The sequence below is a fragment of the Streptomyces sp. NPDC046862 genome, assembly GCF_040704615.1.
Classification (GTDB): Bacteria; Actinomycetota; Actinomycetes; order Streptomycetales; family Streptomycetaceae; genus Streptomyces.
Map to the genome: position 1 here is coordinate 37,628 of NZ_JBEYXP010000073.1, position 14,586 is coordinate 52,213.

The 14,586-nt window shown below is 70.5% G+C and carries 13 protein-coding genes; 6 read left to right on the plus strand and 7 right to left on the minus strand.

What is annotated here, in order from left to right; genetic code table 11:
- Positions 1-77 precede the first annotated feature (77 nt).
- Positions 78-314: a hypothetical protein gene (locus tag AB0959_RS47480; RefSeq protein WP_366833169.1), complete on the plus strand. Its 237-nt coding sequence runs from the start codon at positions 78-80 to the stop codon at positions 312-314.
- A 232-nt stretch (positions 315-546) separates the two neighbouring features.
- Here AB0959_RS47480 and AB0959_RS47485 read toward each other — a convergent pair whose 3' ends face one another.
- Positions 547-1,713, minus strand: a complete 1,167-nt coding sequence (locus AB0959_RS47485) for a citrate synthase/methylcitrate synthase (protein WP_366833170.1) — start codon at positions 1,711-1,713, stop codon at positions 547-549.
- A 97-nt stretch (positions 1,714-1,810) separates the two neighbouring features.
- Between AB0959_RS47485 and AB0959_RS47490 the strand changes: the two genes are divergently transcribed.
- The 4 genes from AB0959_RS47490 (at position 1,811) to AB0959_RS47505 (ending at position 6,751) form a co-directional block, all read left to right on the plus strand.
- Complete coding sequence (locus AB0959_RS47490) at positions 1,811-3,097, plus strand: citrate synthase (RefSeq protein WP_366833171.1); 1,287 nt, start codon at positions 1,811-1,813, stop codon at positions 3,095-3,097.
- 120 nt (positions 3,098-3,217) lie between these two features.
- Entirely contained in the window at positions 3,218-4,156 is a 939-nt protein-coding gene (locus AB0959_RS47495) for a sucrase/ferredoxin-like family protein (protein WP_366833172.1), read from the plus strand.
- Positions 4,157-4,253: 97 nt separating this feature from the next.
- Positions 4,254-6,071, plus strand: a complete 1,818-nt coding sequence (locus tag AB0959_RS47500; protein WP_366833173.1) for a sensor histidine kinase — start codon at positions 4,254-4,256, stop codon at positions 6,069-6,071.
- Positions 6,071-6,751, plus strand: a complete 681-nt coding sequence (locus AB0959_RS47505; RefSeq protein ID WP_366833181.1) for a response regulator — start codon at positions 6,071-6,073, stop codon at positions 6,749-6,751. Before AB0959_RS47500 ends, AB0959_RS47505 begins: the two co-directional genes overlap by 1 nt.
- Before the next feature lie 81 nt (positions 6,752-6,832).
- Here the strand turns inward: AB0959_RS47505 and AB0959_RS47510 are convergent, their stop codons facing one another.
- The 6 genes from AB0959_RS47510 to AB0959_RS47535 all read right to left on the minus strand — a co-directional run bounded on the left by AB0959_RS47510 (position 6,833) and on the right by AB0959_RS47535 (position 13,789).
- Complete coding sequence (locus tag AB0959_RS47510; RefSeq protein ID WP_366833174.1) at positions 6,833-8,425, minus strand: cation acetate symporter; 1,593 nt, start codon at positions 8,423-8,425, stop codon at positions 6,833-6,835.
- Entirely contained in the window at positions 8,422-8,991 is a 570-nt protein-coding gene (locus AB0959_RS47515) for a DUF485 domain-containing protein (protein WP_366833175.1), read from the minus strand. The genes AB0959_RS47510 and AB0959_RS47515 overlap by 4 nt, the downstream gene beginning before the upstream one ends.
- Before the next feature lie 68 nt (positions 8,992-9,059).
- On the minus strand, positions 9,060-9,743 hold the full coding sequence (locus AB0959_RS47520) for a response regulator transcription factor (RefSeq protein ID WP_366833176.1): 684 nt from the start codon (positions 9,741-9,743) through the stop codon (positions 9,060-9,062).
- Positions 9,740-10,891, minus strand: coding sequence for a histidine kinase (locus AB0959_RS47525; RefSeq protein ID WP_366833177.1), 1,152 nt, complete (start codon positions 10,889-10,891; stop codon positions 9,740-9,742). Before AB0959_RS47525 ends, AB0959_RS47520 begins: the two co-directional genes overlap by 4 nt.
- A complete protein-coding gene (locus AB0959_RS47530; protein ID WP_366833178.1) occupies positions 10,888-11,412 on the minus strand; it encodes a DUF1453 domain-containing protein in 525 nt (174 codons plus the stop codon). Before AB0959_RS47530 ends, AB0959_RS47525 begins: the two co-directional genes overlap by 4 nt.
- A gap of 256 nt (positions 11,413-11,668) precedes the next feature.
- Positions 11,669-13,789 carry a DNA topoisomerase IV subunit B gene (locus AB0959_RS47535; protein WP_366833179.1) on the minus strand — a complete coding sequence of 707 codons (2,121 nt, stop codon included), beginning with the start codon at positions 13,787-13,789 and terminating at the stop codon, positions 11,669-11,671.
- Positions 13,790-14,234: 445 nt separating this feature from the next.
- Here AB0959_RS47535 and AB0959_RS47540 point away from each other — a divergent pair, with 445 nt between their 5' ends.
- Positions 14,235-14,465 (plus strand): hypothetical protein, encoded by a 231-nt coding sequence (locus tag AB0959_RS47540; protein ID WP_134040552.1) that lies wholly within the window; start codon positions 14,235-14,237, stop codon positions 14,463-14,465.
- The last annotated feature ends 121 nt before the right edge of the window (positions 14,466-14,586 follow it).

The following is a 14,586-nucleotide window of genomic DNA, read 5'->3' on the forward strand; positions in this document are numbered from 1 at the left end:
CACACGCGGCGCACCGGTCCCACTATTGTTGCCGCCACCAACCCTTCCCTCAATGATCGCTAAGGACCGGTACCCCATTGAAGATCGTGCGCCGGATCGGTGTGCCTCCGAGTGCCCGCGGCAGTGCCACTGGAGCGACCTGCCCAGACGTGTTCGAACTGAGTGACGGCAACTTCGCCGTCATCGGCACCGACGCCACCGAAACACTGGAGCGTGAGCTTCCGGCCGATGCCGCTCGTGCCGACTACGAGCGCATCGTCATCGTCAGCCGTGAGACGCTCGTCCGCGCGAAGGCCGACATCCCCGACGCTTGAGCCCACCCCGCGGGCAGCGAGTCCACCCATGACTCGTTCCTTGAGACCCCCCGGGCCGCACGCCATCGATGAGCGATACCGGGGCGCACCGACCGAGCAGCGCACCACCTGACACGTCTGCTCGCCCAACGCCTCCCAGGCCCGGCGCCAGAACGACGCCGGGCCTTACGCGCGTCTCGGACCGGGCGTCCGGGACCGCCCGTCTCGGACCGCCGCTCCCAGACCGGCCGTCTCAGACCGCCACCGGCACCGCCACCGGAGGTACCGGTCCGACATACCGGGCCGCCGGGCGAATGATCTTCGTGTCCTGCGCCTGCTCCAGGATGTTGGCGCTCCAGCCGACCACCCGCGCCGCGGCGAAGGTGGGGGTGAACATCTCCCGGGGCAGGCCACACAGCTCCATGACCACGCCCGCGTAGAACTCGACGTTCGTGTGCAGTTCGCGTCCCGGCTTCAGCTCGGCGAGGATCGCCTCCACCTGGCGTTCGACCTCGACCGCGAAGTCGACCCGCGGGCCGCCGAAATTCTGGGCGATACCGCGGAGCATGCGGGAGCGAGGGTCCTCGGTGCGGTAGACGGGGTGCCCGAAGCCCATGATGCGGTCGCCGGACAGCACGCGTTCGCGGATCCAGGGATCGATGCGGTCGGGGGTGCCGATGGCGTCGAGCGTGTCCAGCGCACGGCTCGGAGCCCCGCCGTGGAGCGGGCCCGAGAGCGCTCCGACGGCTCCCACCAGGCACGCCGCCACGTCCGCGCCCGTCGACGCGATCACTCGTGCCGTGAAGGTTGACGCATTGAATCCGTGATCAATGGTTGAGATCAGATACTGCTCGATCGCCCTCGCCCGCGCCGGGTCCGGCTCCGCTCCCGTCAGCATGTAGAGGTAGTTCGCGGCGTACGGCAGATCCTCGCGCGGCTCCACCGGTTCGAGCCCCCGCCCCAGCCGGTGCAGCGCCGTGAGCAGGGTCGGTACGGCCGCCGACGCCGCCAGGGCGTCCGCGCGCCGCCGGCCCGCGTCGATGTCGTACACCGGCCGGAAGCCCTTCGACGCACCGAGCAGCGACAACGCCGTGCGCAGGCCGGACAGGGGTCCCGAGCGGGTACTCGCCATCGCCACCGCGGGCAGTGCGGCCCGGACGTCGCCGGGCAGCCGGCGCAGGGGCCCGACCTCCTCGGCGAATGCGGCGCTCCGGGAGGTGTCGGGCAGTTCGCCGTGGACCATCAGGTGCCAGACGTCCTCGAAGCTGCGGGTCTGCGCGAGCTCGACGGCCGAGTACTGGCGGTAGTGGTAGAAGCCTTCCAGCCCCCTGACGTCACCCAGCGCGGTGTCGGTGACGACGACGCCCGCGAGTCCCCGCGGCACGTCGACGGGGGTGGACGTGGCCCTGTTGATCGGCATGCTTCCTCCTTGAACTTGATTCGACTGTCCATGCTTGACTAGATCTCTGTCAATATTGATTGCATCAATGTTGAGCCCTACGGATACGGTGGTACGCATGAGGGATCAAGAAGCGTCAGGTCCAGCGGATCCGACGACGGGCCCCGGCAGCGAAGGCCGGCGGCTCAGCACCAAGGAGACCGCCGAGCTGCTCGGCGTGAAGCCCGAGACCGTGTACGCGTACGTGAGCCGCGGTCAGCTCAGCAGCCGACGGGAAACCGGTGGGCGCGGCAGCACCTTCGACGCCAGGGAGGTGGCGGCCCTCGCCCGGCGCAACAGGCGTGATGCGGCCGGGAGTTCCGCTCTCGGTGGCGCCGGAGACCTGTCCGTCCGCACCCGCCTCACCTTGATCGACAAGGATCGCTATTACTACCGCGGCGTCGACGCGACCGAACTCGCCACGCGTCACTCCTACGAAGAGGTCGCCGAGTGGCTGTGGACCGGCGAGCTGCGGCCCGGTGTCACCTTCACCGCCCCCGAGGAGCCGGTCGCCGCCGCCCGGAAGGCCGTCGCCGCGTTGCCGGAGCACAGTGGGCCCGTCGACCGGCTGAGGGTCGTGGCGGTCGCCGCGGCAACCGTGGACCCCCTGCGGTTCGACCTCTCCGAGGAGGCCGTCCTCGGCACCGCGCGCACCCTCATCCCGACCCTGGTCGCCGCTCTTCCGCCGGTCCTGCGCACCCACCGCGACTCCGGCGCACTGGCCCAACGCCTCTGGGCGCGGCTCACCGGCCGCAGCCCCGACGAGGCGTCACTGCGCGTACTGGACACGGCGCTCGGTCTGCTGGTGGACCACGACCTGGCGGCCTCGACGCTCGCGGTCCGCGTCGCGGCGTCGGCCCGCGCGCACACCTACGCGGCCGTCTCCGCGGGCCTCGGCGTCCTCGAAGGCCCCTTCCACGGCGCGGCCAGCGAACTCGCCCACCGGCTGCTGCTCGACGTGCTGGACCGGGGCACCGCGGTCCCCGCGATCGCCGACGAACTGCGCGCCGGGCGCCGCGTCCCCGGCCTCGGCCACCGCCTCTACCCCGGCGAGGACCCCCGCGCGCGTACTTTGTTCGCGCTCCTGGAGGATGTTCCCGGGGCGGCTCCGGCGTTGGCGGCGGCCCGCGACATCGAGGCCACCACGGCCCGCCACAGGCCGCTGCACGCCAATGTCGACCTGGCCCTCGCCGTCCTCACGGTCGCCTCCGGCATGCCCGCCTCCGCGGGTGAGACGGTCTTCGCCGTCGCACGGACGGCGGGCTGGATCGCGCACGCCCTGGAGGAGTACGGGGAACGCCCGCTCCGTATGCGTCCGAGCGGGCAGTACGTGGGCGAGCGGCCGCCCCGGCCACTGCCGGAGTGAGACCGGACACTGCTGGACCGCGTGCCGTGCGCGCCCTGTGCGCACCCCGCACGCGCTCTTTTCACGCCCCCTGGGCCGTCCGGAAGTCGCCGAGGCTCAAGTCAGGTTAGGCTCACCTCTGTGAGTACGTGCACGACCGCGTCGCGGCACTTCGACGAACCCCTCGCGGGGACCTCGGCCACCGCGAGGACCTGGCTGCTGCTGGAACAGCCGGGCCCCTGGGGTGCCAAGGCGCTCACTTCCAGCCATCTGGACCCGGCCGTCGGCCGTGCCCTCGAAGCCGCCGTGGAGGGCACCGGCGTGCGCGTGGCGCTCATCCGCCGCCCCGGCCGCCACGCGGACTGCCACGATGCGCGCGAGCGCCATGTGTACGCGGCCCACACCGTTCCCGGAAACGTATGGCTGCACCACACCACGACCACCGATCCGCAGCAGCTGCTCGACCTCGACTTCTCCGCGCTCGGTAGGGGTGACCACCACACGTTCGACGCCCTCCTGCGAGGGCGTCCCCACACAGGCGACCCGCTGGCGCTCGTCTGCACCAACGGCAAGCGCGACCGCTGCTGCGCCCTCCTCGGCCGGCCACTCGCCGCCGAACTGGCCGCGTCCGGAGTCGAGGGCGTCTGGGAGGTCACACACCTGGGCGGTCACCGCTTCTCCCCCACGCTGCTGGTCCTGCCGTCCGGATACGCGTACGGCCGTGCCGAGGCCCACCACGTCAAGGAGGTCCTCCACGGCGTGCGGGAGGGCCGCGTCGTCACCGAGGGGTGCCGCGGAAGCTCCGCCTGGGACCGGCCCGGGCAGGCGGCCGAGCTGGCCGTGCGCAGGGCGACGGGAGAGGACGCGGCGGGCACCCTCACCGTCGTCGCCACGGAGGGCGCGGTTCCACGCTGGAGGGTGACCGTCGCCCACGCCGACGGCCGCCGGTGGCAGGTGACCGTGGCCCAGGGCACCTCGCTGCCGCCCCGCCCGGAGAGCTGCGGCTCGCACCTGGGCTCCCCGGCACGGATGGACGTGGTCTCGATACAGGAACGGTCGGCCACACCGCTGGCGAGCTGAGCAGGGATTCACGGGCGTCGCCCTGCCCGGGCCCTTCCCAAGAGATCCACGCCACACCCCTTCGGCCGGACTCACCCCTCCACGTACCTTCGTGGGTATGAGCCCCACTCCCCCCGCACGTCGCCTGCGCATCGGTCTGCCGCGGCGGGCGTTCTCGCAGGTGCTGCTGATGCAGGTGGCGATCGCCGCCGGCGTCGCCGTGCTCGTGACCGGGCTGTTCCTCGCGCCGCTCAGCCAGCAACTGGACGACCAGGCGATGCGCCGCGCCCTCGCCATCGCGCAGACCACGGCGGCCCAGCCGCAGCTCGCCAAGGACCTGGTGTCGACCAGGCCGTCCGTCGACGGCCCCGTGCAGGCGGAGGCCGAGCGGATCCGCAAGGCCAGCGGAGCCGAGTACGTCGTCGTGATGAACATGGACGGCATCCGCTGGTCCCACACGGACCCGAAGCAGATCGGGGGTCTCGTCTCGACGGATCCGCAGCAGGCCCTGGCCGGTCATGACGTCATGGCGATCGACAACGGCACGCTGGGCCGCTCGGCGCGCGGAAAGGTGCCCCTGCGCAACGCCGAAGGGAAGATCGTCGGCGCGGTGTCGGTCGGTATCGAGTACGACAGTGTGCGCGCTCGACTGGTCCACGCCATCCCGGGGCTCTTCGCCTACGCCGGTGCCGCCCTCGCCATCGGGTCGCTGGTCGCGTACCTGATCTCCCGGAGAGTACAGCGGCAGACCCGGGACCTGGCCTTCTCGGACATCTCGTCGCTGCTCGCGGAGCGCGAGGCGATGCTGCACGGCATCAGGGAGGGCGTGGTCGCCCTCGACCGCGGCGGCCGCGTCCGCCTGCTGAACGACGAGGCGCAGCGCCTGCTGGGCATCGGCGAGGAGGCCGTCGGCCGCTCCCTCGACGAGGCGCTCGGTGAGAGCCGTACGACCGATGTCCTGGCCGGCCGTGTGACCGGCACCGACCTGCTCACCGTCCAGGGCCAGCGCGTGCTGGTCGCCAACCGCATGCCCACCGACGACGGAGGCGCCGTCGCCACCCTGCGCGACCGCACCGAGCTGGAGCAGCTCGGCCGCGAACTCGACTCCACCCGCGGGCTGATCGACGCCCTGCGCGCACAGGACCACGAGCACGCCAACCGCATGCACACCCTCCTGGGGCTGCTCGAACTGGAGATGTTCGACGACGCCGTGGAGTTCGTGGGTGAGGTGGTCGGCGACCACAGGGCGACCTCCGAGCAGATCACGGAGAAGATCCACGACCCGCTGCTCGCCGCGGTTCTCGTCGGCAAGGCCACCGTCGCGGCCGAGCGCGGCGTGGCTCTGTCGCTCTCGAACCGGACCCTGCTGCCGGACCGGCTGATCGACCCCAGGGGGCTGGTCACCATCGTCGGAAACCTGGTCGACAACGCCCTGGACGCCGTCGCCGGTACTGTTCACGCGCGTGTGGAGGTCGAACTGCGGTCCGAGGGGCGCACGGCGGTCCTCCGGGTGCGCGACACCGGACCGGGCGTTCCGGCGGAACAGCGGGAGCTGGTCTTCGCGGACGGCTGGTCCACCAAGAAGCCGCCCGCCCACGGCAAGCGCGGCATCGGTCTCTCCCTGGTGCACCGACTGGCCGAACGGCAGGGTGGCAGCGCCCGCGTCACGGATGCGGACGGTGGGGGCGCGGAGTTCATCGTCGTGCTGCCGGATGCGCTGACGGAGCCGGGACCGGCGGATCCCGGGCCGACAGGTCAGGCGTCCACGAACCATGAGCCCGCGGGTCGGGCATCGGCGGCGCGGACGCCCCCGCATCCGCTCCAGCCGCCCGGCGGGGACCCCGACCGGGGTGACGCGCTAGCGTCGGGCCGCACCAGGGGGCGGGACGCCCCGCAGGAGTCCGAGGCCGCCGCGGCCACCAAGGAGGAGTCGTGATGATCGAGGTCCTGGTCGTGGACGACGACCCCCGAGTCGCGAAGGTCAACGCCGCCTACGTGGACAAGGTGCCCGGCTTCCATGTCGCCGGTCAGGCGCAGAGCGCGGCGGAGGCACTGCACCGGCTGGAGACGCTGCCCCGTCTGGACCTCGTCCTCATGGACCACTACCTGCCGGACCGGACGGGCCTCGAGGTGGTCCAGGAGATGCGCAGACGCGGCCTCCAGGCCGACGTGATCATGGTGACGGCGGCCCGCGACGTCTCGACCGTCCAGGCGGCGATGCGGCAGGGGGCCCTGCAGTACCTGGTCAAACCGTTCGCGTTCGCGGGCCTCCGCGCCAAACTGGAGGCGTACGCGGAGCTCCGTCGCACCCTCGACGGCGGTGGCGAGGCCGAACAGGCCGAGGTGGACCGGATCTTCGGCGCCCTCTCGGCGAGCGGCGAACCCGACCTTCCCAAGGGCCACTCCGCCACGACCACGGAACTCGTACGCCGCGCCCTGATGTCCGCCGACGGCCCGCTGTCGGCCCAGGAGATCGCCGAGCAGACCGGCCTGAGCCGCCAGACCGCCCAGCGCTATCTGAAGCTCCTGGAGCGTACGGGGCGGGCCACGCTGACCCTCAAGTACGGCGACGCGGGCCGCCCCGAGCACCGTTACGTGTGGGCGACCCGCGCCTGAGGACGGTGGAGTGCTGGTCGTGGTCTCGTGCGCCAGGACGGTACGTGGGAGGGGCGCCCCCTCCCGAGACGCTCCGTGCGCTCAGACCGCCCCGGCCCCCGTCAGCGACCGCACCTCGGTCTCCGCGTGCCGTGCCTCGTCCGGCTCCTCGGCCGACATGACCGTGCCGAGCCATCCCGCGAGGAAACCCAGCGGGATGGAGACCAGTCCCGGGTTCTCCAGGGGGAAGTACTGGAAGTCGACGCCGGGGAACAGCGACTCGGGGCTCCCGGACACCACCGGTGAGAGCAGCACGAGCGCCACGGCGGGTACCAGTCCCCCGTACACCGCCCACACCGCACCACGCGTCGTGAATCCGCGCCAGAACAGCGAGTAGAGCAGCACGGGCAGATTGGCCGAGGCGGCGACCGCGAAGGCGAGACCCACGAGAAACGCGACGTTCATGTCCCGGGCGAGCAGTCCCAGCCCGATCGCGACCACGCCGGTCCCGACCGCTGCGGCACGCGCGACGGCCACCTCGCCGCGTGGCTTCCCGCGCCGCCGCCGCAACGACGCGTACAGGTCGTGCGCCACGGAGGCCGACGAGGCGAGCGTGATCCCGGCGACGACCGCGAGGATGGTGGCGAACGCGATCGCGGCGACGACCGCGAACAGGACCGTTCCGCCCGTGGAGCCCGGCCCACCGCCCAGATCGAGCGCCAGCAACGGAACCGCCGTGTTCCCGGCGGCGTTCGACCGCCGTACGGCATCCGGTCCGACGATCGCCGCCGCACCGAAGCCCAGCACGATCGTCATCAGGTAGAAACCGCCGATGAGCCCGATCGACCACACCACCGAGCGACGCGCGGCCCGTGCCGTGGGCACCGTGTAGAAGCGCGACAGAATGTGCGGCAGCCCGGCCGTGCCCAGCACCAGGGCGAGCCCCAGGCTGATGAAGTCCAGCCGCGCGCTCCAGTCCCCGCCGTACTTCAGTCCGGGCGCGAGAAACGCGTCCCTGTGCCCGCTGCGCTCCGCCGCCGAGCGCAGCAACTGGTCGACATCACCGTGGAACCGCATCAGTACGAGCACACTCAGCGCGATCGCCCCACCCATGAGCAGGACCGCCTTGACGATCTGGATCCACGTGGTGGCCCGCATCCCTCCCAGGGACACATAGACGACCATGAGCGCGCCGACTCCGATGACTGTCCAGTCCCGGGCCGCCTCACTCGTGCCGCCCAGCAACAGCGCGACCAGGGTGCCCGCCCCCACCATCTGCGCCACCAGATAGAGAACGGACACGGACACCGAGGAGATTCCCACCGCGATCCGCACCGGCCGCTCGCTCATCCGGGCCGCGACCACGTCGGCAAGGGTGAACCGCCCGCAGTTGCGCACCAGTTCGGCCACCAGGAACAGCACCACGAGCCACGCCACCAGGAAACCGACCGAGTACAGCAGCCCGTCGTACCCGAAGAGCGCGATGAGCCCCGAGATCCCGAGGAACGACGCAGCCGACATGTAGTCGCCCGCGATGGCAAAACCATTCTCCATCGGAGAGAACAGCCGCCCTCCGGCATAGAACTCCTCCGCGGAACCACGCCGGTTGCGGCTGACCCACGTCGTGATCCCCAGCGTGACCGCCACGAACGCGCTGAACAGCAGCAACGCCGGCGCCTGGTAGTTGCCGGTCACCTCTCGCCCCCTCTGAGGCCCCTCGTCAGCTCCTGCGTGTCCCACCGCAGATCCAGTGCCGCCCGGTCCCGGCGCAGCCTCGCATGCCGCACGTACGCCCACGTGAACAGGAACGTGGTCAGGAACTGTCCGAGCCCCGCCAGCATCGCCACGTTCACCGCGCCCGCCACCGGCCTCGCCATCAACCCGGGCGCGGTCGTCGCGGTCACGACGTAGCTCACGTACCAGGTGAAGAACACAGCGACCCCCGGCACCACGAACCTCCGGTACCGGCTGCGCACCTCCTGAAAGGCCGCGCTGCGCTGCACCTCCAGATAGATGTCGACCGCGCCCCCGCTCCGCCCTCCGTCACCCCGGTCGGCGGGTGGTGTGACGAAAGCAGGGGCTCCCGTACCGTCCAACTCGCCCCAGCCGGAGGCCAGCGCGTCGTACCAGGGGTCCTCGAACCTCACCGGCCCCGCCGCCCCCGCGGCGACGGAAGCCTGGTCCGGCTGCCCTTCGCGGTACTCGACCGAGCTCTCGGGCCCGCCCCCGCTTCGGTCGGGCCGGTCATTCCATGACTGCATGCCCAAGGATGGACAGAACGGTAGGATCCCCGACTCTTCTTCCCCTCACCTTCACCCCATCAGGTGACTCATCCCGCAGGTGGCCGCGCCAGCCCCTTCCCGTAGGCGTAACGGACCGCCTGCGCACGGTCCTTGACACCCGTCTTGGCGAAGAGATTGTTGATGTGTGTCTTCACGGTGGCCGTCGACACATGGAGCCTGCGGGCGATCTCCTGATTGCTGAGTCCCTCGGCGATCAGCCCGAGCACCTCGATCTCGCGCGTGGTGAGCCCGTCCGGGGCCTCGGCAGGTCCGGTCTCTCCCGGCTCGGGTTCCGACAGCCGCTCCAGCAGCCTCCGTTGGATGCTCGGAGAGAGCCCAGCGTCCCCGGACAGAACGCTCTCCACCGCGCGCACGATCTCGTCACCACCCGCGTCCTTGGTGAGATAGCCGCGGGCACCCGCCTTGAGCGCGGGGAACAGCGAGTCGTCGTCCGCATAGGTGGTGAGCACGACGACCTGTGTGGCGGGATACCCGGCTCTGATCCGCCGGGTCGCCTCGACGCCGTCACAGCGGGGCATGCGCAGGTCCATCAGCACGACGTCCGGCGCGAGTTCTGCCACGCGCTCCACCGCCTCGTAACCGTCTCCGGCCGCGCCTACGACCTCGATACCGGGCAGCAGCCCCAGCAGCATGACGATGCCCTCACGCACCACCGTCTGGTCGTCCACCACCAGCACCCGGGCCGGCTTCCTGCCCGCCTCCTGGGTCATACGGGCACCTTCAGCGTCACCACGAACCCCTCCTCACCCGGTCCGGCCGCCAGCGAACCGCCCAGCAACTCGGCACGCTCCCGCATACCGAGCAGACCGTACCCGCCTCCCGACCCGGCGAGTTCGCCCGGAGGACCGCCCGAGTCCCTGACGTCCAGCGTCACTTCACCTTCGCCGTAGTCCAGGGATATGCACACCTTGGCGCCCGGAGCATGCTTGCGGGCGTTGGTCAGGGCCTCCTGAGCGACCCTGCGCACCGCCTGCGACGCCTCGGCCGGCAGCGGCCTCTTCTCACCCGTCACGGTGACATCCGCACCGTCCGCCGTGGCGATGAGCTCACTCAGGAAGACCTCCAGCGGAGACATCTCACCGCGCAGCGCCGAGAGCGCCTGCCGGGTCTCGGCGAGGCCGTCCCGGGCCATCCCGCGTGCGGCCACCACGCGTTCCAGGATCTGCTCGCGTCCGGCATCCCGCTCTATGAGCAACCGGGCAGCCTCCAGGTGCACGAGCTGAGCGGAGAGGCTGTGCGCCAGTACGTCGTGGATCTCCCGGGCGATGCGCGCCCGTTCCGCGAGCGCCGCCGACTCCGCCTCGGCCGCCCGGGCCGCCCGCTCCTGCGCGAGCAGCCGCAGTGCGGAGCCCCGGGCCTCGGCGTCGAGCCGCAGCACATACCCGGTCAGGGCGATGCCCACGACCATGACCACCGTGGTCAGCCAGGCATCGTTGTTGATGGTGGCGAACGCGCCCAAGGACACGGCTGCTCCCGGCACCGCCACCATGAGCGGCATGCGTTCCAAGCAGCTGACGGCACAGGCACACCACAGGACAGCGGCCGGGACGTGTACGTCCGCCACGCACCCCATCAGCCCGATCGCGAGCAACAGTGCGAGAAGCGCGAGGGAGGGCAGGAGCCGGTGCTGGAGCGTCGTCCGGAAGAAGGCCCAGGCTGCCGATCCGGTCGCCACGACTCCGAGGACGGCTGTCGCCAGTCCCCATCCCCGCAGATCGTCGTCCGTGAAGGTCGACCACAGGAGCACGGCGAGCGCGACGATCCGCGCGGTCATGGCGAGTGCTCGCCGGGCAGCGCTCACTCCGGCTCGGGAGAGTGCCTCTCGGGTGGGCCAGCGCGTCCACGCGTTCTCCGTCACACGCGCTCCTTCCACGAGGGGCGGGCCACGCCGTCACCGTACGCCGTGCTCGTCCCGGACGTCCGGTGCAGGGACCGCGCCCGCCACACGAGCAGTCCGGAACGGACGAGGAGAGTGGCCGCGAGGGCGAGCAACAGGGCGGAGGATCCCTGGCGGATGCCGAGCAGGGCGCCGACGCCCAGCAGGGCGACCCGCACGGTTATGCCGACCGCCCAGACGACGGCACTGGCCTTGGTGCTCTTGCTCCACACCGTGCCGTCGGGTTCTGCCCATATCCGCGTGGTCCAGGCCCAGCCCGCCCCGATGGCCAGCCCTACGAGGAGTTCGGCTCCGGTGAGGAGGGCCGACTCGGTGGGGTGATCGGGGTCCAGCAGGCCCGGCTCACGCACCGCGAGGAAGACCAGGACCGCGGGCACGATCCACCAGCGCCTGTCCGCGCTGATCCGGCGCACGCGGAACTGGCGCACGACCACCAGAACGACAACGGTGATGATCACCAAGGCATCGACGAGCCCGGACATGACGGCCTCCGTAGGCGCAGAAGCAGCGGATGCCGACGGCGAGTGCCGACGACGCCTTCGACGCTACGGAAGTGCGCAGGTCAGCGAATCGGAGCCGGGGTGGATCATGGGTGGACCCGCGAGCAGAGGCGATGTCCACCCACGGGTGGAGACCCATCAGGCCGCTCCCGCAGCCCGCAATCGCCGCCAGTGGAAACGACCCGACCGCGGGCGAAGCCGAGGGGCGGACGATCCCGCCCCCAAGCCCAGCCCAGCGCTACGCGTCGATGCGTGACCGGTCCAGCGTCGCCGCCGAACTGGAGATGAACTCCTTGCGCGGCGCGACGTCGTTGCCCATGAGGAGGTCGAAGACCTGCTCGGCGCCCTCCAGGTCGGACAGGTTGATCCGGCGCAGGGTGCGGTGACGCGGGTCCATCGTGGTCTCGGCCAGCTGGTCGGCGTCCATCTCGCCGAGGCCCTTGTAGCGCTGGATCGAGTCCTTGTAGCGGATGCCCTTGGCCTGGAACTCCATGAGCTTGTCCCGCAGTTCACGGTCCGAGTACGTGTACACGTACTTGTCCTGGCCCTTCTTGGGCTGGATCAGCTCGACGCGGTGCAGCGGCGGCACCGCGGCGAACACCCGGCCCGCCTCGACCATGGGCCGCATGTAGCGGTGGAACAGCGTCAGGAGCAGGGTCCGGATGTGGGAGCCGTCCACATCGGCGTCGGTCATCATGATGATCTTGCCGTAGCGCGCGGCGTCGATGTCGAAGGTCCGGCCGGATCCGGCTCCTATGACCTGGATGATCGCACCGCACTCGACGTTCTTGAGCATGTCCGTCACGGACGACTTCTGAACGTTGAGGATCTTGCCGCGGATCGGCAGCAGCGCCTGGAACTCGGAGTTCCGGGCGAGCTTGGCCGTGCCGAGGGCGGAGTCGCCCTCGACGATGAACAGTTCGCTGCGTTCCACGTCGTCGCTGCGGCAGTCGGCGAGCTTGGCGGGCAGCGTGGAGGACTCCAGAGCGGTCTTCCGGCGCTGCGCGTCCTTGTGCTGGCGCGCCGCGATGCGTGTACGGGCTGCGGCGACGGCCTTCTCCAGGACGGCGCGCGCCTGCGCGGCGGCGTCACGCTTGGTGGAGGTCAGGAACGCCTTGAGTTCCTTGGAGACCACGTTCGCCACGATGCGGCGGGCCGCCGAGGTGCCGAGAACCTCCTTGGTCTGCCCCTCGAACTGGGGCTCGGCCAGACGCACGGTGACGACGGCGGTGAGGCCCTCGAGGGCGTCGTCCTTGACGATGTCGTCCTCGGCGACACGCAGCATCTTCTTGGTTCGCAGCACCTCATTGAGCGTGGCGGCGACGGACTGCTCGAAGCCCGCGACGTGGGTGCCGCCCTTGGGGGTGGCGATGATGTTCACGAACGACTTGAGCGTGGTGTCGTAGCCGGTGCCCCAGCGCAGGGCGATGTCGACGCCGAGCTCGCGGGTGACCTGGGTGGGCGTCATCTGGCCGTGGTCGTCCAGGACCGGCACCGTTTCCCTGAAGGTGCCCTGCCCGGAGAAACGGACGACGTCGCATACCGGCTTGTCGGTGGCCAGGTACTCGCAGAACTCGCTGATGCCACCGTCGAAGCGGAAGGACTCCTCGCCCTTGCTGCCGTCCTCGCCCAGGCCGTACTCGTCGCGGACGACGATGGTCAGGCCGGGCACCAGGAAGGCGGTCTGGCGGGCGCGCTGGTGCAGATTCTCCAGGGAGAGCTTGGCGTCCTTGAGGAAGATCTGGCGGTCGGCCCAGTACCGCACGCGGGTGCCGGTGCGGGTCTTGGGGATCTTCTTGGCCTTGCGCAGGCCGCCCGTCTCGAACTTGGCGTCCGGGCCCGTGGCCGCGAAGCTGCCCGGCACACCGCGCCGGAAGCTGATGGCGTGGGTGTGGCCACTGCGGTCGACCTCGACGTCCAGCCGGGCCGACAGCGCGTTCACCACGGAGGCGCCCACACCGTGCAGACCACCCGAGGCCGCGTACGAGCCGCCGCCGAACTTGCCGCCGGCGTGCAGCTTGGTCATGACGACCTCGACTCCGGAGAGGCCGGTCTTGGGCTCCACGTCCACGGGGATGCCGCGGCCGTTGTCCCGCACTTCCACGGAGGCGTCGTCGTGGAGGATCACCTCGATGTGGTCGCAGTACCCTCCGAGGGCCTCGTCCACGGAGTTGTCGATGATCTCCCACAGGCAGTGCATCAGCCCGCGGCTGTCGGTCGACCCGATGTACATACCGGGGCGCTTGCGCACGGCCTCGAGCCCCTCGAGGACGAGCAGGTGCCGCGCGGTGTAGTTGGAGCCATCCCGGTCTGCTCCGGTCAGCAGCGCTGTGGACGGCACGGACGTATCGGCGGTCACGCGGTTCGCTCCTCGCTGAATTTCAGGTGGGGCCCTCTGGGGTAAGGACCCCGGCTTCGGTCGCCGTTCAGAGGGTACCGAGGCCTGGTAGAGCCGATGTAACGCCACCCTCGTCTCAACTCAGACTAGTCCAGGCTCGTACGAGCGTTCGATCCCTCGATGGAGTGAAGTACATATCACGTTCCCTTCGAGGCATGAACCATTTAGGCTCCGGGCACGTCCTCATGAACAACCGGCAACCCAGCCGGGAGGACAAGACAACCGACAGACACCGCGCGAAATCCGTAAGACGAAGACAACGCACTACGGCTCATTCGCCGCCAACCGGCAGCAGACAGCTGGCCTGGAAAGATTTTTTCGAGGAAAAGCCGTGAGCGGGAACGTTTTCGGCCTGGTTGGATGTTGACCCTGGTACGACAGCTCGTCGAGCTAGAGAAGAGGCGACGTGACTACTGTTCTGACCCCCGCGAGCCCGCTGACGGCCGCCGACCGATGCGACCGTTGCGGCGCACAGGCCTACCTGCGCGTCGTTCTGCTGAGCGGTGGCGAACTGCTCTTCTGCGCTCACCACGGTCGCAAGTTCGAGCCGGAGCTCAAGAAGATCGCCGCTGAGATACAGGACGAGACGGAGCGGCTGACGTCCGCTCCGGCAAGCGCCGGCGACGAGGAACGCTGACACCTCGCACCAACGACGAGCCAGCGCCGGCACAGGCCGGTGACATGGGCGGGGGGCCCGCCGGCGCGGGCGCGCGGGGGCCCCCCGCGGGGCGGCGGGGCGGGCGCCCCCCCGCGCCCGC

What these genes read in the sequence shown, in the direction of transcription:
- AB0959_RS47485 (WP_366833170.1), bottom strand. Translation starts at nt 1,713, where the DNA reads ATGCCGATCAACAGGGCCACGTCCACCCCCGTCGACGTGCCGCGGGGA.
- AB0959_RS47490 (WP_366833171.1), top strand. Translation starts at nt 1,811, where the DNA reads ATGAGGGATCAAGAAGCGTCAGGTCCAGCGGATCCGACGACGGGCCCC.
- AB0959_RS47500 (WP_366833173.1), top strand. Translation starts at nt 4,254, where the DNA reads ATGAGCCCCACTCCCCCCGCACGTCGCCTGCGCATCGGTCTGCCGCGG.
- AB0959_RS47505 (WP_366833181.1), top strand. Translation starts at nt 6,071, where the DNA reads ATGATCGAGGTCCTGGTCGTGGACGACGACCCCCGAGTCGCGAAGGTC.
- AB0959_RS47515 (WP_366833175.1), bottom strand. Translation starts at nt 8,991, where the DNA reads ATGCAGTCATGGAATGACCGGCCCGACCGAAGCGGGGGCGGGCCCGAG.
- AB0959_RS47520 (WP_366833176.1), bottom strand. Translation starts at nt 9,743, where the DNA reads ATGACCCAGGAGGCGGGCAGGAAGCCGGCCCGGGTGCTGGTGGTGGAC.
- AB0959_RS47530 (WP_366833178.1), bottom strand. Translation starts at nt 11,412, where the DNA reads ATGTCCGGGCTCGTCGATGCCTTGGTGATCATCACCGTTGTCGTTCTG.